General features: G+C 72.6%; 15 protein-coding genes and 1 pseudogene. 7 read left to right on the top strand and 9 right to left on the bottom strand.

Translation table 11 applies throughout. The features are described 5' to 3' along the window. Nucleotides 1-53 precede the first annotated feature (53 nt). Together BUE43_RS05810 and BUE43_RS05805 are read left to right on the top strand one after the other, a co-directional pair. Nucleotides 54-452 carry a MerR family transcriptional regulator gene (locus BUE43_RS05810; protein ID WP_073480375.1) on the top strand — a complete coding sequence of 133 codons (399 nt, stop codon included), beginning with the start codon at nt 54-56 and terminating at the stop codon, nt 450-452. 1 nt (nt 453) lies between these two features. Then, nucleotides 454-1,146 carry a CPBP family intramembrane glutamic endopeptidase gene (locus BUE43_RS05805; RefSeq protein ID WP_073480374.1) on the top strand — a complete coding sequence of 231 codons (693 nt, stop codon included), beginning with the start codon at nt 454-456 and terminating at the stop codon, nt 1,144-1,146. Nucleotides 1,147-1,218: 72 nt separating this feature from the next. Here BUE43_RS05805 and BUE43_RS05800 read toward each other — a convergent pair whose 3' ends face one another. Next, entirely contained in the window at nt 1,219-2,337 is a 1,119-nt protein-coding gene (locus BUE43_RS05800) for a sulfite exporter TauE/SafE family protein (RefSeq protein WP_073480373.1), read from the bottom strand. A 229-nt stretch (nt 2,338-2,566) separates the two neighbouring features. Here BUE43_RS05800 and BUE43_RS05795 point away from each other — a divergent pair, with 229 nt between their 5' ends. Continuing rightward, complete coding sequence (locus tag BUE43_RS05795) at nt 2,567-2,962, top strand: hypothetical protein (protein WP_073480372.1); 396 nt, start codon at nt 2,567-2,569, stop codon at nt 2,960-2,962. A gap of 48 nt (nt 2,963-3,010) precedes the next feature. Beyond that, nucleotides 3,011-4,759 carry a hypothetical protein gene (locus BUE43_RS05790; protein ID WP_143173983.1) on the top strand — a complete coding sequence of 583 codons (1,749 nt, stop codon included), beginning with the start codon at nt 3,011-3,013 and terminating at the stop codon, nt 4,757-4,759. Nucleotides 4,760-4,762: 3 nt separating this feature from the next. Here the strand turns inward: BUE43_RS05790 and BUE43_RS05785 are convergent, their stop codons facing one another. Then, entirely contained in the window at nt 4,763-6,922 is a 2,160-nt protein-coding gene (locus BUE43_RS05785) for a tetratricopeptide repeat protein (RefSeq protein WP_159447694.1), read from the bottom strand. A gap of 359 nt (nt 6,923-7,281) precedes the next feature. Between BUE43_RS05785 and BUE43_RS05780 the strand changes: the two genes are divergently transcribed. The 3 genes from BUE43_RS05780 to BUE43_RS05770 all read left to right on the top strand — a co-directional run bounded on the left by BUE43_RS05780 (nt 7,282) and on the right by BUE43_RS05770 (nt 10,439). Further along, nucleotides 7,282-8,073 (top strand): PP2C family protein-serine/threonine phosphatase, encoded by a 792-nt coding sequence (locus BUE43_RS05780; protein ID WP_083959486.1) that lies wholly within the window; start codon nt 7,282-7,284, stop codon nt 8,071-8,073. Between the two features lie 462 nt (nt 8,074-8,535). Then, nucleotides 8,536-9,768: a 3-deoxy-7-phosphoheptulonate synthase gene (locus BUE43_RS05775; RefSeq protein ID WP_234995571.1), complete on the top strand. Its 1,233-nt coding sequence runs from the start codon at nt 8,536-8,538 to the stop codon at nt 9,766-9,768. 23 nt (nt 9,769-9,791) lie between these two features. Continuing rightward, on the top strand, nt 9,792-10,439 hold the full coding sequence (locus tag BUE43_RS05770) for an SDR family NAD(P)-dependent oxidoreductase (RefSeq protein WP_073480369.1): 648 nt from the start codon (nt 9,792-9,794) through the stop codon (nt 10,437-10,439). A gap of 933 nt (nt 10,440-11,372) precedes the next feature. On the opposite strand, the gene BUE43_RS34965 is transcribed toward BUE43_RS05770, so the two are convergent. The 7 genes and pseudogenes from BUE43_RS34965 to BUE43_RS35895 all read right to left on the bottom strand — a co-directional run. Continuing rightward, nucleotides 11,373-12,854: a helix-turn-helix transcriptional regulator gene (locus BUE43_RS34965; protein WP_073480368.1), complete on the bottom strand. Its 1,482-nt coding sequence runs from the start codon at nt 12,852-12,854 to the stop codon at nt 11,373-11,375. Nucleotides 12,855-13,004: 150 nt separating this feature from the next. Continuing rightward, complete coding sequence (locus tag BUE43_RS05760) at nt 13,005-13,772, bottom strand: MFS transporter (RefSeq protein WP_143173981.1); 768 nt, start codon at nt 13,770-13,772, stop codon at nt 13,005-13,007. A 149-nt stretch (nt 13,773-13,921) separates the two neighbouring features. Further along, entirely contained in the window at nt 13,922-15,205 is a 1,284-nt protein-coding gene (gene entS / locus BUE43_RS05755) for an enterobactin transporter EntS (protein WP_073480366.1), read from the bottom strand. 102 nt (nt 15,206-15,307) lie between these two features. Beyond that, a complete protein-coding gene (locus BUE43_RS05750) occupies nt 15,308-16,174 on the bottom strand; it encodes a siderophore-interacting protein (protein WP_234995570.1) in 867 nt (288 codons plus the stop codon). A 15-nt stretch (nt 16,175-16,189) separates the two neighbouring features. Next, nucleotides 16,190-17,191: an ABC transporter substrate-binding protein gene (locus tag BUE43_RS05745; protein WP_073480365.1), complete on the bottom strand. Its 1,002-nt coding sequence runs from the start codon at nt 17,189-17,191 to the stop codon at nt 16,190-16,192. Nucleotides 17,192-17,262: 71 nt separating this feature from the next. After that, entirely contained in the window at nt 17,263-18,267 is a 1,005-nt protein-coding gene (locus BUE43_RS35900) for an AMP-binding protein (protein ID WP_407697100.1), read from the bottom strand. A 57-nt stretch (nt 18,268-18,324) separates the two neighbouring features. After that, nucleotides 18,325-19,650 (bottom strand): annotated as a pseudogene (locus BUE43_RS35895) (condensation domain-containing protein); the annotation flags it as partial. Between the last annotated feature and the right edge of the window lie 9 nt (nt 19,651-19,659).

The following is a 19,659-nucleotide window of genomic DNA, read 5'->3' as shown; positions in this document are numbered from 1 at the left end:
CTCAAACCATCACACAAATGTGAGGGTCAAGCGGACGGACGGGAGGCCGGCACATGCGGATCGGAGAGCTGTCGGAGCGCACGAACACCCCTCGCCGGTTGCTGCGCTACTACGAGGAGCAGGGGCTGATCGTCGCCAACCGCGCGCCGAACGGCTACCGGGACTACGACGAGTACAACGTGGACCGGGTCATCCAGATCCGGGGCCTGCTCGACGCCGGTCTGCCGACCCGGATCATCAAGCAGATCCTGCCGTGCCTGAACAAGCCGCGCGTCATCCACTTCTCCGACGCGACCCCGGAGATGATCGCCACGCTGGAGCACGAGCGCGACCGGATGAGCCAACGCATCCGGTGCCTGACCCGCAACCGGGACGCCATCGAGGAGTACCTCCAGACGGTGTTGGAGAACGACCGCCGGAAGGCGGAGACCGAAACCGCGACGGCGTCCTGAGATGGCCGACCTCGTGCGAGAGAACACCACCGGGACGACGACCGTCGCGATCGACTGGCGGCGCAGGCTTCTGCTGGGCGTGGAATACGTCGCGTTGTTCTTCGGCGCTGTCTCGCTCTACGCGCTGCTCGACCGGCCCGGGAGCCCGATCCCGGTGCTGGTGCTGCTGGCCGTGGTCGCGGTGGTCTACCTGCGCCGCCAACCTGCCTTCGACCGCAGGTCGCTCACCAGAGGTGCGGCGGTCACCACCGAACTCCGCCCGATGCTGCTCCTCTGGGCGCTGGCCTCGGTCGCGATGGCCGTGGTGTTGGCCGTGGCCAGCCCGGAGCGCCTTCTCCAGCTCCCCCGCGAACAGCCATTGCTCTGGGGGGTGATCGTCGTGTTCTACCCGTTGCTGAGCGTCTACCCGCAGGAGTTGATCTTCCGGGGGTTCCTGTTCCAGCGCTACGCACCGCTGTTCGGCACCGGGCGGGCCATGGTGGCGGCGAGCGCGGGCGCGTTCGGGTTCGCGCACGTCATCTTCGGGAACTGGTTGTCGGTCGTGCTCACGATCGTGGGCGGCTGGCTGTTCGCCACCCGGTACCAGCGCAGCCAGTCGCTGATCGCGGCCTCCGTGGAGCACGCGCTCTACGGCGTGCTGGTGTTCACGGTCGGGCTCGGCGACTTCTTCTACCACGGCGCGGTGCACCGCTGAGACCTGCCGATCCTCTCCTGGCGGTCCCAGCGGGGCACCCACAGTCCTCTGTGGACGGTCAGCGCGGCGGGGTCACGTGACGACGATCGTGCCCGTGTACATCCCCATGGCGCAGGCGAACTTCACCTCTCCCGGCTGGAGCGTCCCCAGGTCGATCCGGGTCTCACCGTGGGCGGGCAGGACCCGGTCGACGTTGTGCCCGGGAACCACGAACGAGAGGGCGCACCCCTGCACGCCCTCGGAGTGGATCACTAGTGTGGTGGGCACGCCGGCCTTGGCCTCGATCCTCGGCGGGCTGTAGGAGCTGGCGCGGGCGGTGAGCACCAGGAGTTGCCCGCCCTTGTCGTCGCGCACCGCCTGTGCCGGCGGCTCGTCGAACCCCATCGCCCGGCCGATGTTGCTCGCCGCCACCGGCGACCCGGCCAGCTCCAACCCCCCGTTGAGCGTGAGGAGGCCGAGGAACAACACCACCAGCCCGGTCAGGGCGGCCAACCGCCCGCGCCAGGCCGTGGCCGCCTTCCTCGCCGCGTAGCCGAGGACGGCGAACAACGGCGCGGTGCCCACGACGAACACCGCCATGGTGGCGGCGCCCATGAGCGCGGACCCCGTGGTGAGCGCCAACGCCTCCACGGACACGGTGACCCCGCAGGGAACGAGCACCGTCGCCAGTCCCAGCGCAGCCGGGGCCACCGCGGCCCGAGAGCGGGTGCTGGAGCGCACGACCCTGCTCCACGAGTCCGGGGGCGCGAAGACGATCCGCCGGAATCCGGGCACGCCGAGCTGGGCCAGCCCCAGGACGATGATCACCGTCCCGGCGACCAGTTGGAGGGTCACTCGCACGCCCGAGGAAAGCTGAACGACACCGCCGAGCGCGCCCAGCAACGCACCGAGGACGGTGTGCGACACGAGTTTGCCGGCGAGGAACCCGGCGACGGGAGCCAGGTCGTCGCCCAACTTCTGCAGGGCGCCGCGTTCACCGGTGGTGACGGCAGCGGCGTCCTCGGTGTTCTCGGTGTTCTCCGTTTTCTCGGTGTTCTCCGTTTTCTCGGGCGCCGCGCCGGTTTCGGGGGGAGTCGCGACCGGCTCGGCTCGCTGCCGGGCGACGAGGCCGGTCAACAGGCCGCCCTGGACGGCGGCGCACGAGACGCCGCCGGCAACGAGCCCGGTGACGAGAACGGCGGTCAGACTCATCGCGGACCTCCGGGGACCGTGAGGAGGGGCCGGCGGCGTCGACAGCCATGTGAGCACGTGGCGGCCGGCGGCGCGTCCGGCATTCGGGGCTGACTTCCCCGCTGTCCGTGCGAATCCCGCCGTCCCGCCCGTCCGACGGCTGGCGGCGCCCCACTCTCCCGACAATCACCGTGCGTGGTCGGGCGATCCTGCTACGTTCGCGGCATCACGTGATCCGAAGGGGGCAGGTGTGACTGATCCGATGTTCATGGCGGTGGCGGGGGCGCTGGCCGGCAAGGCGGCCGTCGCGCTCGCGTCGAGTGGGCTGGGCTCGCTGTACCGGTTCGTCAAGGAGCGGTTGTCCGGTCGGGCCGACGACACGGCGGCGTTGGAGGAGGCCGAGGCCAGCCCGCAGGACGAGCAGCGGGTCGCGACCCTGAGCGCGACGCTGGAGCGGGTCGCGGCCGAGGACCCGGCCTTCGGCGAGCGCGTCCGCGAGCTGTGGGGGCAGGCCCGCGACGAGGTGCGCGCCGAGAGCGGCGGGGTGGTCAACCAGATCAACGGAACCGTGCACGGGCAGGTGTTCCAGCTCCGGGACGTCCAGGGCGGGCTGCACTTCGGCGTGCCGCCGCAGTCCGGCTCCTGATCCCTCTCGGACGCGGCGGGCGCGGCGGCGGCAGTAAGGTGGTCGTTCGTGCCTGATCGCGAGTGGGTGAGGGTTCCGGTCGGCCCGCATTCGCCGCAGTGGTCGACGATCTCGCCGGAACGCACCGTCCTGGGTGTGGTGCACAACGTCACCGCGGCCACCCGGCTGTTCGACGTGCTGCCGCTGCTCGACGGCGACCACCGCGTCCAGACGGTCTTCACCTGCACCGGCTCCTCACCGTTCCGCGCGGGAACCGACGAGTTCCTGGCGAGCAGGGGCGCGGCCGTCGTGCCGTGGGAACAGGCGGTCCAGCTCGACTTCGACCTCGCGGTCAGCGCCAGCTACGGCGGCGCCCTGCACGAGATCAGGGCGCCGCTCATGGTGCTCCCCCACGGAATGGGCTACAATAAATTCTTTGCTCGGAAACCGGAAACCGGAAACCGGAAACCGGAAACCGGAAACCGGAAACCGGAAACCGGAAACCGGTCCGCGTTCGGGCTCGGAGCGCAGTGGCTGCTGTGGGACGGCGAGCTGGTCCCGTCGGTGATCGTGCTCTCGCACGAGGAGCAGCGCGCCCGCCTGGCGCTGAGCTGTCCCGAGGCCGTCCCGGCCGCGCTGGTCGCCGGCGACCCGTGTTTCGATCGCATGCTCGCCAGTCGGCCGTTGCGGGACGCGTACCGGCGCGCGCTGGGCGCGGAGGGCCGCCGTCTCGTCGTGGTCTCCTCGACCTGGGGCGGGGACTCGCTGTTCGGCCGGCACCCCGACCTCGTCCGCCGGCTCGTGGCCGAGCTCCCGCTGGACGACCACCGGATCGTCCTCGCGCTGCACCCGAACATCTGGCACGGGCACTCGCCGTGGCAGGTGCGGTCCTGGCTGGCCGACTGCGAGCGCGCGGGGGTGGTGGTGCTGCCACCCGACGAGGGCTGGCGCGCGGCGCTGGTCGCCGCCGACGTCGTCGTGGGCGACCACGGCTCGGTGACCTTCTACGGAGCCGCCCTCGGTCAGCCGGTGCTCCTCGCGACGTTTCCCGACGCGGCAGTGGAACCCGCGTCGCCCGTGGGAATGCTGGGAGCCAGCGCGCCGTCGCTGGATCTCGCCAAGCCACTGCTACCGCAGATCGAGCACGTCGTGGACACCCACCATCCCGACGACTTCCGGTCGATAACCTCGCTCACCACCTCGGTCCCCGGCGGCTCCGCCGCGGTGCTGCGCGCGGCGATCTACCGCGAACTCGACCTGCCCGAACCGCCGGCGCTGGCGGAGAGCCCCGCCGTGCCCGTTCCCCCGGTTTCGCCGGTCTCGCCTCGGGCATCGCTGGTGCGGGTGGATCTCAGCACCGGGACGCCGGGCGAAGCCGAAGCCGAGGTGGTCAGGTTTCCCGCCGAGCCGATTCGGCACGGCCTCCCGGTGCCCGACGACACCCATCTCCGCGTCGACACCGACGAGAAGCACCGCCGCTGGCTGGAACTCGCCGACGTGCTCGTGCACCGCGATCCGGACGTCGACGCCGCCGAGTGGATTTCCGCCGCGCTCCGGGCGTATCCAGGCTGTGTTGTGGCCGCCGTCGTGACAGCGGAGGGCTGTGTCGCGGCGACGATGGACGGCGAGATCGTCAGCTTCGTCGTTCCCGATCCCCGGACCGATCCGGCGGTCTGCGCCTCGCTGTTGTACGCGTGGCGCAAGGAAGGCCGTCTCAGCACCGCCTTGCCCGAGCGGTTCACCGTGACCGTGGGAGCGCGTGTGACGACGGTGATCACCGAGCGGACGCCCGAACCGGAGTCGTCCGAACAGGACTGAACTTCAGTCCAGTTCGGACAGACGCCGGTGGAGGGCTTCGGCCTGCGGGAAGTGCCACGCCTCGTAGATCGTCAGGGCGTCTCGCAGGTGCTGCCGCGCGGCATCGCGGTCGCCGGCGGCGAGCGCCGCCTGGCCGAGGACGTCCAACGCCTCGGCCTGGTGGAACGGCCGGCCCAGCTCAGTCATGATCTCCAGCCCGCGCCGCGCCTGGTCTGCGGCTTCGGGGAACCAGCCCGCCCGCAGCAGTGCCTGCGCGGTGCTGATCGCCACCCGGCCCAGGTTGTAGGTGTCCGGTCGCACCGCGCCCTCGGCGGCGGGATCGGGCAGGGAGGACAGCCCCTTCTCCGCCAGGGCCAGGTGCTCCATCGCCTCGTCGCGCCTGTCCACCATGGACAGTGCCCGACCGAGGTGGTGGTGCGCCAGCGCCGTGCGGCGCGGTTCGTCGATCTCCATGGCCTGGCTCAGGTTCTCCGTCAGCACGGAGACGGCCTTGGGGTCCTTCTTGGCCAGCAGAACCAGTCCCAGGGACTCGACCGAGGTGGCCTGACCCTCCCGGTCTCCGGCCTCGCGGCACAGGCCGAGCGCCCGGGCGAACAGCTCCTCGGCCTGGTCGTACCGCTCGCTGAGGTGGTAGGCGAAGCCGAGCTGGTAGGTCAGTCGCCCCTCCGCCCGCCGGTCGCCGCACCACCGCGCGGACTCGATGCCAGCCTCGTGCGTCGTGATCCAGTCCTCGAAGAACTTGCCGTGGAAGAACACGGTCCACAGCGCCTCACAGAGTTGCCACGCGAGAACGTGCCGCCCGCTCTGGTGCGCCAACCGCACGGCCGCACGCAGGTTCGCGCGCTCGGTCTCCAACCACGCCCACGCCGCCGTCTCGTCGAACTCGGCCCACGGAAGCTGACGGTAGAGCGAGTTCAGGCGAGGCCGGGACGGCATCATCACGCGGTCAGCCTGGATGGTCTTCTCCAGGTAGTACACGAGGAGTCGATCCAACGCGACGGAATCGTCGTCGGACTCCTGGTGCTTGTCCGCGACCCACCTCGCGTGCAGCCGGACGAGCGAGTGCATGCCGAAGCGCCCCGGCACCGGCTCGTCCACCAGCCGCGCGCCCCGCAGTTCCTCCAGCGCCTCAACGAGGTCGTCGTCCTCGGAGTCGACGCCGAGCAGGGCCGCCAGTGCCTCCTGACCGATCTCCCCGTCGCCCGGGTGCCGTCCGAAGGCGCGGAACACCCGCGCCGCGTGCTCCGCGAGCTGGCGGTAGGACGTCTCGAACACCGCCTGCACGGACAGATCACCTGGCACCGCCAGCCGTTCCAACCGTCGCGACTCGTCGGCGAGCCGCCGGACCATCCGCGACAGCGACCAGTGATCGCGTTCAGCGAGCAGCACACCGACGACGCAGAGTGCGATCGGCAGGCCACCGCACAGCGCGACGACTTCCTGTGCCTCCGCCGGCTCCGCCGACACCCGGCCCTCACCGATCAGCCGTCCCAGCAGCTCGTGAGCCGCCGAATCCTCCAGCGGCTCCAGGTCGATCAGGACAGCGCCGTTGGTCCTGAGCCCCTCCATGGCTGACCGCGCGGTCACCACGACGACCGAGTCGTCCCCGCCGGGCAGCAAGGGTCGCACCTGCCCCGGAAGCGACGCGTTGTCGATCAACAGGGCGAGCCGTCGGCCCCTGGTCAGGGATCGGTAGAGCGCCGCCCGTTGCTCCAGCGTCGCCGGCAGGGCTTTCGGGTCGTGGCCGAGCAGGCGCAGCAGGTGGGCGAGCACGTCGTTGGGCGAGTCGCCGTGCGGGTCGTCCGCGAGGTCGACCTGGAGGTCGCCGTCGAACTCCGCCCGCCGCCGGTGCAACCAGGTCAACGCCACGGCGGTCTTGCCAACCCCGGCCACGCCCCGCACGACGGCCACCGCCGGACCCGGCCGGTCCGCGTGGGCCGCGACCGCGTCGTTGAGGCGGCGCAGCACCGGTTTCTGGTTGGTGAACGCGGGCGGTGGCGGAGCCAGTTGCCGCAACGGGGGCCGCTCGTTCCCCGACAGGTGCACGTGGATGCCGCCGTGGTTGACGCCGGTCTGGAAGGCGACGCCGGCGACGTCGCCGAGCTGGTTGATGATCTCCGGAGCCTCGTCGTCACGGTCACCGTGATCAGGTTCGTCGCGCACCTGCCCACCCCTCACAGCGGCACGAGCGGCAAGATCGGGTGCCGAGTCTACTCAGGCTCCGCAGCTCACGGTCACGGAACGAGCGCCGAAGGTGAGAGCGGATGGGCTAGCGTGTCGGGCGCGTGGCACGGTGTTCGACCCGGTCACCGCTCCGCGCGCACCCGTCCGCGCGGCCTGCCGCGCCAGCGCGGACCGGCGGACCGGACCGGGGAACGAAAGATCATCATGCCGCGTCCGACCTCACGGCCGGGGAACCGGTGGCCGGTGTGGCGGCGCGCGGGAGGACCGGGCGCGTCCCGGTGGGCGAACTGGCCGCCATCGTCGCGTGGGGTCAGGAACGGGGAACGGAGGGCGGCGGCATGAGCGCGCCGAGCCAGTCGGCACAGGTGTTCGTCACCGCGATGACCCATCGCGGTGCGGTACGCGCCAACAACGAGGACGCCTTCGTGGCCGGGCCGGCCACGGTCTCGGGCACGAGCATGGACGACCCGGTCGTGATCCGGCTGTCGCCGCACGCGCCGGTCGTGGTCGCGGTCGCCGACGGGCTCGGCGGTCACGCGGCCGGTGAGGTCGCCTCCGCGCTGGCGGTGCGCAGACTGGCGGAGGAGGGCCCGACGCTGACCAGCCGGGCGAAGGTGGCCACGACGCTGTCCCGCATCAACGACGAGCTGTACGAGATCCCCGGCCGGCAGCCCGAGTACTACGGCACCGGGACCACGGCGGCCGGCCTGGTGCTCAGCGGGAGCGGCGCGTTGTGGTTCAACGTCGGCGACTCCCGCGTCTACCGGGAGAGCGGAAACTACCTCGAACAACTCTCGATCGACGACACGGCGACAGCGCCCGGCGGGGACGCGACGGGCCGGCGGAGCTCGGTCCTCGCCCAGGCGCTGGGCGGCGCGGCCCTGCGCACCCCGGTCGAACCGCACGTGGCGGCGGACCCGGTGGACGGTCCGGCCCGCTGGCTGCTGTGCAGCGACGGACTCACCGACATGGTCGAGGTCGAGCGGATCGAGCGGATCCTCACCGAGGAGTCGACGAGCGACCCGCGCACCGTGAAGGCGTTGTGGGCGGCGGCCATGGACGCCGGCGGACACGACAACATCACCATCCTGCTCGTGCGCTGGTCCGGACCGCGCCGCGAGGACGACTGAGGACTGACGGGGAGATCCGGCGTCGCACCGGGGAACGAGCCCGTCGCCGGCGGGGCCGCCGGGCTCGTTCCCACCCCCGCCCGTTGTGTCCACAGTGGACGAAAAGCCTGTCCCAGAACTGATCGTCTGAGCCAGCGCCAGCAGATGGCAGGACGTCTCGTCGGTCCACTGTGCGCGGAGCTGCCGGTCACAGGCTGACGGAAGAGCTGCTCTTGTGCGCCGCCTTCGCGCGGCCCAGTCGCTTGTGGAGCGTGCTCCCCTGCCCCGGATACGTCATTCACGCCGGCGAGGGGCACCCGAGCGCGTGGCGGCGGCGAGATACCCGGCCTACTCGAACAGGTAGGACCGGGCCGCGCGCCACCGCTGGCCCCTCTTCCACCGCAGACCACCGCCGTACGGCCGCCGGAGATGCGAGTCCGGCGTGGTCGACCCCCTGCCAGTCCGCAGCCCACGGAGGCCCCGGTGACCGCTGACATGACCCAGGCCGGCGTCACGCCGCTCCACCCCGCCCAGACCGCCCTGTCCGCCGAGGACCGGCGCCGCTGGCGCGCCCTGCCCGCGCTCCAGCAGCCGGACTGGGGCGAGCGGTGGCTGGTCGACGAGGTCACCTCGGACCTGGCGGCCCTGCCCCCGCTCGTGGAGCCCGGCGAGGTGCGGACCCTGCGCCGCCTGCTGGCCGAGGTCGCCGCCGGCCGGCTCCAGGTCGTGCAGGCCGGCGACTGCGCGGAGGACCCCGCCGAGTGCGTGCCCGAGGTGCTCACCCGCAAGGTCGGCCTGCTCGACCTGATCGCCGGGGTGGTGCGGCTCAACGCCGACCGGCCCGTGGTGCGGGTGGGGCGCATCGCCGGGCAGTTCGCCAAGCCCCGGTCCCGACCGACCGAGTGGCACGACGGCCGGGAGCTGCCCGCCTTCCGGGGGCACCTGGTGAACGGCCCGGAACCCGATCCGGCCACCCGCCGCCCGGACCCGCTGCGGCTGCTCACCTGCTACCACGCCGCCCGGACCGCGATGGCGTTCCTCCGGACGAGCCAGACGGGCTGGGCTCCCTCCGCCGAGGCTCCGCTGTGGACCAGTCACGAGGCGTTGCTGCTGGACTACGAACTGCCGCAGGTGCGACGGGTGGCCGGCCGCACCCTGCTCACCTCGACGCACTGGCCGTGGATCGGGGACCGGACCCGCCAGGTCGACGGGGCGCACGTACGTTTGCTGGCCGTGGTCGACAACCCCGTGGCCTGCAAGGTGGGGCCGAGCATGACGGCGGCCGAGCTGGTCGCCCTGTGCGCCCGCCTCGACCCGGGGCGCGTGCCGGGCCGCCTCACCTTGATCGCCCGCATGGGCGCGGACGCCGTCGGCACGGCGTTGCCGCCGCTGGTGGAGGCGGTGCGGGCGGCCGGTCACCCCGTCGTCTGGCTGTGCGATCCCATGCACGGCAACACCGTGACCACCCGGGACGGCTGGAAGACCCGGTTCCTCGACGCCGTCGTGCGCGAGGTGCGTGAGTTCCAGGACGCGGTCACCAGGGCTGGCGGGGTCGACGGTGGTCTGCATCTGGAGACCACACCCCACCCGGTGCGGGAGTGCGTGTGGGACGAGCGCGAGAGCGCCGCGCTGGGCGCGGACTACACCACGTGCTGCGACCCGCGACTGAATCCGGAACAGGCCGTCGCGGTCGCCTCGGCCTGGCGCGCGACCTGATGGGTGGACCGGGAGGACACGGGGTGGACAGGCGATTCGTGGACCGGGTGGCGGTCGTGACCGGAGTGGCGACCACCACCGGGCGGAGGGTGACGCGCGCGCTGGCCGAAGCCGGCGCGCGCGTCGCCGCGCTCGACTCCGACGCGGGCCACCTGGCCACCGTGATTCCCGTGCTGCGCCAACACGACCTGCATGTGACGGGTTTCCCCGTCGACGTCACCTCATCGTCCTCTGTGGACGAGGTGGTGGCGGATGTGGAGCGCTGGATCGGCCCGGTGGAGTTCCTGGTGAACGCCGTCGAGCCGCTTCGCTCCGGCTCCGTTCTCACACCTGACGACAAAGACCTGAGGCCAGACCCGCCCGGAGTCGGGACAGTCTCCCGTTCGATCGCACGACGGATGGCGGCACGCGGCCACGGCGCGATCGTCACCTTGACCTCGACCAGCGCCATCGGATCTCACCCCCACCGCGTCGACCTCGATCTGAGCCAGAACGGCATCCGGTGCCACGTGCTCCCGGTCGACCAGGATGAGCACGGAACCAGTAGTCCACTATGGACAAGCCAGACGCCAGGAGGGGCGGAACTACCCCGCGACGTCACCGACGCCGTGCTACTCCTCCTGGGAGAGCGGAGCGCGCACGACGACGAAGACGCCCCATCTGACCCATAACCACGACCCCACCCCGAGACCGGTCCGGCGCGGCACCCCTTCACACCACACCGACACGCGACGCTCAACCAGCACCGTCGGATCTCGCCACCACGACCTCAACCCCCAATCTGACCCAGCACGACACCCAATCTCACGTGCTTTCCGCCGGCCAGGAGGCGCACAAAGGAAAAGCCCACTGTGGACAAGCCAGACGTCGGAAAGAGCAGACCAGCCCGCGATCGCAGCGACACCGTGCCGCTCCTCCTCGGAGAGTGAGCGCACACGTAGGCGAAGGCACCCCCACCTCCACCCATGACCACGACCCCACCCCCGGGACCGGAGCGGCGCGCGACCTCCTTCGCGCCGCACCAGCGCGATCGGATGTCGCCACCACGACCTCAACCGCCGATCTGGCCCAGCACGGCATCCGACACCACGTTCTCCCAATCGATCAGGACGAGGCGAGAAGGACAATCCACTGTGGACACGACAGGGAGGAAAGCGACCTAGAACCGCGACATCAGCGAGCCGTGCTGCTCCCACTGATCGAGCAGAGCACGCGCGCCGGCGAAGACACCTCGCCTAACCCATGACCACGACTCCACCCCACGCGGCGCTCGGTCAGCGCCATCGGGTCTCGCCCCGCGACCTCAGCCTCGATCTGGCCCAGAACAGCATCCAATCTCACGTGCCCTCGGTCCGTCAGGACGAGCACGAAGGGGACAGTTCACTGTGGATAGATCAGCTAGGAAGAGCGGAACAGCCGCGTACCGTCAGCGACGCCGTTCTGCTCCTCCTGGGAGAGAAGAGCACACGCGCCGACGAAGACACCCCACCTGACCCATGACCCATGACCGCGTCTCCACCCCGAAGCCCGTGCGGAACGGTGTCCCCTCCCGCGTCGCACCGGCGTGCGGCGCTCAGTGCTCTGGAGCTCTGGAGCTCAGCGCCTCAGTGCTCGTGCGCGAACCGGGCCAGCTCCACGCGGGACCGCACCTCGAGTTTTCTGAAGATCTGCCGCAGGTGGTAGTTCACGGTGTGGGGTGAGAGGAACACCCGGGCGGCGACCTGCCGGTTCGTCAGCCCCTGGCCGACCAGGGAGGCGATCCGCCGTTCGGTGTCGTTCAGGCCGTCCCACCCCGTCGTGGCCGTCCCCCGCGCTCCGGAGGGCGGCGGACCCGCGCCGAGCCGGCTGGCGCCGCGCAGCAGGGCGCGGGCCTGCCGGGCGCCGGCCGCCACCGTGGCGAACCCCGGGTTGTCCTCGGCGAGGCGGTCGGCGGTGGCCGCGGCCGACTCGCCCAGCACCGGGTCGCCCACCGACATCGCCAGGCGCACCAGCCACGCCGCCGCGCCGGGCTCCTCCACGAACAACGCCCGGCGGGTGGGCAGGTCGGTGAACCGGGTGGTCAGCAGCTCCCGCGCGCGTCGCGGCCCCTCCCGCTGCGCGGTCACCAGCAACTCCACCCAGTCGTACTGCGGCGACGGCAGGACGGCGCCGCCGGCGGCCAGCGCCGTCCGGTACCGCTCCACGTGCGCGGCCGCCTCGTCGACCTCGCCGATCCGCAACGTGGTCGAGGCCAGCACGGCGTGCGCCAGCGGCACCAGCAGCCCCGCCCCGTGCTCGGTCGCGACCCGGGCGCCGGCCTCGGCGACCCGGTACGCCTCGTCCAGCCGGTTGGTCTGCGCGAGCAGCCGGGCGCGCACGATGGCCGGGCCCGCGGTGTGCCCGGTGACGCCCATCGGGTCGGTGGTGTTCTCCGCGACCCGCACCAGCGCCTCGGCCTGCTCGAACTCGTGCAGGTCGGAGAGCTCGGCGGACAGGGCCAGCATGGGGAAGCCCCGCCAGCCGGGTGTCGTCACCCGGGAGGCCGCGCGCACCGCCCGCGTGCCCCAGCGCAGCCCCTCGGCCAGCTCGCCCCGTTGCCAGGACAGGACCGAGACCACCGCCGCCGCCGTCACCGTGTCGACGGCGCCGGCGGCCCACCCCGACCCCGGCCCCCTGGCCGGCTCCCGCCCCGGCTCGACCACGTCCGACCCGGCCACCATCGACTCGGCCAGCTCCCTGGCCCTGGGCTCGTCGCACAGGAACAACCCGAAGATCCGGTTCGCCGCGGCGAGCCGGTACAGCGGGGCCGGCACGCCGCGCCAGGCCAGCACCCTGCCGGCGACGGCGACGGCCTCCCCGGCCCGACCCGCGGCCAGCAGCAGCCCGGCGATGGTGCACCGCAACTCGGCGGCCAGCGCCTCGGGCACCGGTTGCCGCAGCACGTCCTCGCCGAGCCGGATCGCCGCGTCGAGCTGGCCCCCCTCGGCCAGCGCGCGCACGGCCTCGGCCACGCGCACGACGCGTTGGTGGTCGTCCGGGTCCGCCACGGCGTCGCGCGCGTCCCGCTCCGGCCGCGTGACCTGGACCCACCCGTGCTCGTCGACCATGTCCTCTCCCCAGCGCGCTCCGGGCCGCCAAACACGTCCCTGACAACAGGAACGCCGGGCCCGGCTCCGAGATGCCACCCGATCCGGTGGAGCTGGCGGACCGGGGAGGCGGCGCGGACACCGCCTCCCCGATCACCCCCAGTCACGCGGTCACGCTCCCGGCAGGGACGGAACCGTGACCCACGACGGGACGAGCGCGCGGCGCTCCCCCGTCGAGACGAGCCGTCGCGCTGCGTCACCACGGTGGGCGGGCGGGACGGCGTGCGGAAACCCGAGGCCGGAGGGCCGGCGGCCGGTCAACGCCCGGGAGGCCGACACCGGGGGCGGCCACGGGAGGATGGCGGCGACCACGATCGGACCACCCGACCAGGGAAGAACAGCGCCCGCCGGCGAACGACGGCCCGGCGGGCGCGCTGTCGTGGTCGCGGTGAGCGCGACGGCCAGCAACAGGCGAACCCCACTCCGGTCGACGAGGGGAACCAGGACGAGCACCAGCGCCCGTCCGGGCGCGCACTGCCCGCGGCACCTCCTCGGCGCGGGGTCGAGCAGTCGCGGAGCCACCGCCCAGGCCACCCCGGCGGCCACGGCGGGGAGCAGGAAGGCCCACTGCCAGGAGGCGACGGGCACGACGGCGCCGGGCAGGGGGTTCGCGGACGAGTTGCCCGGCTGGGACATCCGCCCCCACGCTGTGGTCACCCGGGCCTGACGCACCGGGTCGGTGCGCACCGCCTGGACCAGCGCGGACACGGCGAGCACGGCCCCGACGCCCTGTGCCGACCTGGCAGCCGCGAACAGGTCGGCGTCCGAGGTCAGGCCGGCCACGACCGAACCGGCCCCGAAGACCACCACGCCGGCGCGGAGCTCCCCGCACAGGGCTCGGGCGCAGCGGGTGGAGCCCCGCGCGGATGTCCTCTTCACGCCCGCCACCCCTTCCGAACATTGGGTGCACCGACCATGGCGACGGTGAGGAGTGACAGAAAGCCGTCGCAGATACCGGCCGTCACCCGGACGCCGTACCCGCGGTCAGGTGGACACGGGCCAGGCGCGGTACGGGGGCCGGGAGAGCGTCAGGCCGCCGCGGCGGCGGACGGCTGCGCGTCGTGCTCGGCCTCGTCGGCCGAGGGGCCGCGCAGGCTGGCTCGGCGCAGCCCCGGGAACAGCGCGGACACCAGGACCACGCCCGCCACGCAGACCAGCCCGCCCAGGACGACCGCCGTGGGCGGGGCGACGAACCGGGCGAGCAGACCGGCCTCGACGTTGCCCAGCGACGGCCCCACGGTGGTCTGGGCCAGCCACACGCTGCTGACCCGGCCCTGGAGCCGGCCGGGGGTGTGGTGCTGGAGCAGCGCCCTGCGCAGGATCTCGGACACGATGTTGGCGAACCCGGCCACGGCGAGCAGCGCGAGCGCGACCGGCAGCGTCGGGCTCAGCCCGAACCCGGTGATGGCCAGGCCCCAGCCCAGGACGGCGACCACGAGCGCCCGGCCCGAGCCGGCGATCCGCCCGGTCCACCCGCTGGTGACCGCGCCCAGCACCGCGCCGACCGCCGGCGCCGCGTAGAGCAGGCCCACCGCGGCGGGGCCGGCGTGGAAGTGCTCGGTCGCCAGCGCGGGGAACAGCGCGTACGGCATGGCGAACACGACGGCGCACACGTCGACGAGCAACAGGCCGCCGATCACCGGGTTGCGCCGGACGAACCGCCAGCCCTCGGCGACCGAGCCGCTCCCCCGCCGGCCGGACGAGCTGGTGGGCGGCAACGGCCGGAGGAAGAGGATCAGGACGGTGGTCAGGAGCGTGCCCACGGCCGTGACGCCGTAGTTCGCCGCCACGCCCGGCCCGGCGATCACCAGGCCGCCGACCGCCGGCCCCACCACCGCGCCGAGCTGCGTGGTGGCGGCGACCAGCGCCGCCGACGCGGCGAGCTGGTCCCTGCCGACCAGGGCGGGAGTGGCCGCCATCAACGCGGTGCCGCTGACCCCGTTCGCCAGGCCGTTCACCACCGCGCACACGGCGACGAACCAGAGCTGCGGGCTGGGCAGCAGCGCGTTGGCGGTCAGCGCGGCGAAGCCGACCGCGGCGACGCCCCGGCCGAGCAGGATCAGCGACCGGCGGTCGAACCGGTCGGAGAGCACGCCGCCGACCAGGGTGCCGACCAGCATCGCCGCGCCGAGCACGAGGTTGACCAGGGCGACCTGGAGGGACGACCCGGTCAGGTCGTAGACCTGGACGGGCAGCGCGACGGTGGTGAAGCCGATGCCCAGCAGGGACACCACGCGCGCGGCGAAGACGAACCGGAAGTCCCGGCTGGTCCTCAGTGGACTGACGTCGATGACCATCTGGCCGAGGCGCATCGCTTTTCCCGTCCGATCTCGCTGGCCCCGGCGCGGACGCCGCGGTGACTGGGGAGGGCCGGCGGTCGGGCGCCGACGACGGAGGCGCCCGACCGTCCCGCCTCAGTGCGGCTGGTTCTCGTACCGGTCCTCGTCGGCCCGGTCGTGGTCGTGCCTGTGGCTGTACTCGGTCTCGGAGATGCCGCGCTTCCAGTAGCCGATGGCCAGCTTGCGCCGCCGGTCCAGGCCGCGCTCGTGCTGCCAGTGCCGACGCAGGTCGAGCACGGCGGCCGACTCCGCGCCCGCCCAGGCGAACACCGACTCGTCGGTGGGCATCTCGACCGAGCGCGCCGCGTCGGCCAGCAGGGTCCCGGTGCCGGCTGGCGCGCCGTCGCGGTGCAGCCAGACCAGTTCCACACCGGCCGGGCGGACCAGCTCCTGCTCCTCGCGCGCGTCCGGGATCTCGACGAACGCGTAGCCCCGCGCCGTGGCCGGCAGCTTCTCCAGGATCACGCTGATCGCCGGCAACGCGGTCTGGTCGCCGGTGAGGAGGTACCAGTCGGCTTCGCGCACGGTCAGCCCGCCCGGCGCGCCGACGCCGAGGATGTCGCCCGGCTTCGCGTTGGCCGCCCAGGACGAGGCCACGCCCGCGTCGCCGTGCAGCACGAAGTCGATGTCCATTTCGGACGCTTCGCGGTCGTAGCGGCGGGTGGTGTAGGTGCGCACCGTGGCCCGGACGTCCTCCGGCGGCCACACCAGCCGGCCGTCCTCGCGGTGCGGCATGACCGGCTCGGCCTGGCCGGGCCGAGGGATGAACACCTTCATGTTGGGGCCGAGGTGCTCGTGGTCGGCGCCGGGAAGCGTGTCCTCGCCCACCGGGGTCACGGTGATCCGGCGCATCAACGGCGTCACCTCGGTCGTGCGCACCACGCGCATCGGCTTGCCGAGGCGACGGGCACCGCGCTCACGGACGGTGTTGGGGGCGGTCATCGGACCATTCCCTTCTCAGAGCTGCTTGAGAATGTCTTCGATCTTGTTGAGCATCGCCTCGGCCTGCCCGTAGTGCAGGGTGTTGAAGTACGGCAGCGGGAAGACCCTGTTGTTCTTCACCGCCCGCAGTCCCTGCCACACGGGCTGCTCCAACACCGGCTTCACCTGCGCGGCGATGCTGCCGTCGCTGTTGCCGCGCACCAGGATCACGTCGGAGTCGGCGAGCGCGTCCATCTGCTCCACGGAGAAGTTCTTGGTCGTGCCCTGCTGTCCGGCCGAGGACGCGCCGAACTGCACACCGGCGTCCACCAGCACGACGCCGCCCCAGGAGCCGGGCAGCACCAGCGCCCACTCGCCGGAGCGTCCACCCTGGACCATGCTCCACTTCGTCCTGGCCAGGGCGTCGGCGTACTTCTTCTTGATGCCGGCGGCGCGTTCCTCGTAGCGCTGCCTGACCTTCTCGCCCTCGGCGCGCCGGCCGACCGCGTCGGCGGCCTGGAGCGCGCGGTCCTTCCAGTCGCCGGCGGTCTTGGCGGCGAACAACGCGGTCGGCGCGAACGCCTTGTAGCTCTCGGCGTTGGGGTCGGGCGCGTGCGCGAGGTGCGTGCCGAGGACGAGGTCCGGCCGCAGCTCGGCCACCTTCTCCGGCTTGGCCTCGTTGGACTTGCCGACCTTGGGCAGCCCCTGGAGGCGGGGCACGTAGTCGGCGAGCAGGGCGTTGGTGTCGAAGTCGGCGACGCCGACCGGCGTCACGCCCACGTCGAGCAGCGCGCCGGGCGTGTAGTGGTCGACGCAGACCACGCGCTGCGGGTTGGCCGGGATCTCCACCGGGCCGAGCGCCGTGGTGATCGTCCGCTTCCCGCCGCCGACGGCGGTGGGGCTGGCCGAGGCGCCACCGGAACCGCCGGAGCCGCAGGCGGTCAGGCCCACCAGGGCGAGGGCCCCGGCCGCCCCGGCGAGGAAACGGCGGCGGGAGACGCCGGCGGCGTCCCCTGCCCGGTCAGGTCTGGTGGTCATCGGTCGTTCTCCGCAAACTCGGCGCCGTGCTGGTGGCGGGTCCCCAACATCAACCTTAGGTGAGCCTATCCTTAACCTTGCCCGGTCAACACCGCCGCGGTGGTGACGACCGTCGCTTCGGTCGGACCGTAGGTGTTGATCAGGGCGACCTCGGGGTCCACCAGGCGCCGCCAGCGGGCCACGCGGTCGTGAAGTGCCGCCTCACCACCGATGATCACGGCGCGCACCGTCCCGGGGAGAACGCCCTCGCCGGCGTCCATTCCGTGCACGACCTCGTGCCAGAACGCGGTGGGCAGGTCGAGGAGTGTGACCCTTTTCACGGCACACGAGTCCAGGAAGCGCGGCACCGACTCCAGCATCTCCTCGGTGCGCAGCACCAACGTCGCGCCCGTCGTCAGCGCTCCGAACAGTTCCTCGATGCTCGCGTCGAAGTGCGGCGCGGCGAACTGGAGCACGCGATCGGCCTTCGTGATCGCGTAGCGCCGGGTGGCGGCGGCCGCGAAACTGGCCAGCGCGCCGCGACTCACCAGGACTCCCTTGGGCGTCCCGGTGGAGCCCGAGGTGTAGATGACGTAGGCGAGCGCCTGGGCGGGCACCGTCGGGAGTGGAGCGTCGTCCAAATTGTCCAAATTGGACGGTTCCACAGTGGACTTGTCGGCGGACTGGTCGTCAGTCCACTCGGCGGAGTCCACCACGAGGACGTTCCGGCCCCGCACCAGGTCCACGTGCTCCGAATCCGTGACCACCAGCGGGTTTCCGGCGTCGTCGAGCACCCCGTTCAGCCGGGCCGCCGGCCACCCGGGGTCCAGGGGGAGATAGCCGGAGCCCGCCAGGAGAACGGCGAGGATCGAGACGACGATCTCCGGGCCGCGCGGCAGCAGCACCGCGACCGGGGAGTCCACCCGCGCGCCGTGCGCGACCAACCGCCGGGCCGACCGCTCCGCCTCCGCGAGCAGCTCGGCGTAGCTGAGGCGGCGGTCGCCGTGCTCGACGGCGACGGCGTTCGGACTCTGCCGCGCCTGCTCCCGCACCAACGCGAGCACGTCCGGCTGCTCGTCCGCGGCCGGTCGGCCCATCGGCGACGGCGCGGCCAGCCGGGCGTGGCGCAGTTCGGCGAGCGTCACGGTCCGGACCATGCGCGCGTGGCCCAGCGGCTCCTCCGGCGCGTCGAGCGCGGCCCGCAGGAAGGTCACGAAGCTGGTCAGGTGGGTGGTCAGGACGTCGGGCCGGTAGAGCTGGGCGTTGGCGTCCAGCTCGACCTGGAGGCCGCCGTCGGCCATCAGCCGGATGCCCAGCGACAGGTCGTCCACCGGACCGGCCGAGATGTTGCGCATCGTCGCTTCGTGCGCGCCGAACCGCAGGCGGTAGTCGAAGGGCATGATGTTGACGACCGGGCCGAACAGCCGGCGGTCCGTGCCGACCATCCGCAGGTCGCGGCGGAGCTGCTCGTGCCGGTAGCGGTGGTGCGGGCGGGTGCGCCGCACCTGGGCCGCGACCTGGTCGGTCAGGTCGAGCAGCGACCGCCCGGTGTCGACCGGGACCCGCAGCGGCACGATGTTCATCACCATGCACGGCACGCGCAGCGCCGCCGACCCCAGCCGCCCCATCACCGGCAGGCCCAGCACCACCTCCCCGGCCCGGGTGACCCGCGCGACGTAGGCGGCGGTGATCGCCAGGGCCAGGTCCGACCACGCGGCGCGCGCGCCGGCGGCGACCCGCTGCAACCGCGTGGCCTCCTCCGGGGGCAGGCGCAGCGTCCGGCGCAGCACGTCGCCGGAGATCGACGGCACGCCCTCGGCCAGGCTCACCGGCTCCGGCTGGTCGGCCAGGTGCTCGGCCCAGAAGTCACGGCTGCGGGCGTGGCGGTCCGAGGCCAGGTGAGCGGCCTCCTCTTCGACCACAGTGGACAGTCGGCCGAAGCCGGCCTCCGGCGGTTCCTCGCCGCCGGCCAGGGCGGTGTAGACCTCGGCCACCCGCCGCAGGATCATCGCGGCGCCGAAGCCGTCCACCGCGACGTGGTGGATCCGTTGGTACCAGCGGAACTCCTCGGGTCCGGTCCGCAGCACCGCCTCGGTGAACAACGGGTCGCGCGCGAGGTCGGTGGGCCGGGCCATGTCGGCCGCGATCCACGCGTCCGCCGCGGCCACCGGGTCCGGCTCCTCCCTGAGGTCCACGACGTGGAAGGGCCAGTCCGCCGGGGTCAGGTCCTGCCACAGCACGCCGTCGTCGTCCCGGACGAACCGGGCGTGCAGGGCCTCGGCGTCGGCGAGGGTGCGCCGCACCGCGACCTCCAGCAGGTCGACGTCCACCGCGCCGTGGATGACCACGCACTCCGCCGTGTTGTACATCGGGCTGGTCGGGTCCATCTCCTGGCCGAACCAGATCCCGTGCTGGGCGGCGGTCGCCGGCAACCGGGCGGGGACGGCCGGGGCGTTCGTGGTCGGGTCAGCGCTGTTCATCGCACAGTT

This window comes from Streptoalloteichus hindustanus (assembly GCF_900129375.1).
Taxonomy (GTDB): Bacteria; Actinomycetota; Actinomycetes; order Mycobacteriales; family Pseudonocardiaceae; genus Streptoalloteichus; species Streptoalloteichus hindustanus.
This window is presented reverse-complemented; position numbering and strand designations above follow the sequence as displayed.

Coding starts and splice junctions, on each gene's coding strand:
- BUE43_RS35900 (WP_407697100.1), bottom strand. CDS start 18,267: ATGGGCCGACCGGCCGCGGACGAGCAGCCGGACGTGCTCGCGTTGGTG.
- BUE43_RS05745 (WP_073480365.1), bottom strand. CDS start 17,191: ATGACCACCAGACCTGACCGGGCAGGGGACGCCGCCGGCGTCTCCCGC.
- BUE43_RS05800 (WP_073480373.1), bottom strand. CDS start 2,337: ATGAGTCTGACCGCCGTTCTCGTCACCGGGCTCGTTGCCGGCGGCGTC.
- BUE43_RS05810 (WP_073480375.1), top strand. CDS start 54: ATGCGGATCGGAGAGCTGTCGGAGCGCACGAACACCCCTCGCCGGTTG.
- entS (WP_073480366.1), bottom strand. CDS start 15,205: ATGCGCCTCGGCCAGATGGTCATCGACGTCAGTCCACTGAGGACCAGC.
- BUE43_RS05750 (WP_234995570.1), bottom strand. CDS start 16,174: ATGACCGCCCCCAACACCGTCCGTGAGCGCGGTGCCCGTCGCCTCGGC.
- BUE43_RS05805 (WP_073480374.1), top strand. CDS start 454: ATGGCCGACCTCGTGCGAGAGAACACCACCGGGACGACGACCGTCGCG.
- BUE43_RS34965 (WP_073480368.1), bottom strand. CDS start 12,854: ATGGTCGACGAGCACGGGTGGGTCCAGGTCACGCGGCCGGAGCGGGAC.
- BUE43_RS05780 (WP_083959486.1), top strand. CDS start 7,282: ATGAGCGCGCCGAGCCAGTCGGCACAGGTGTTCGTCACCGCGATGACC.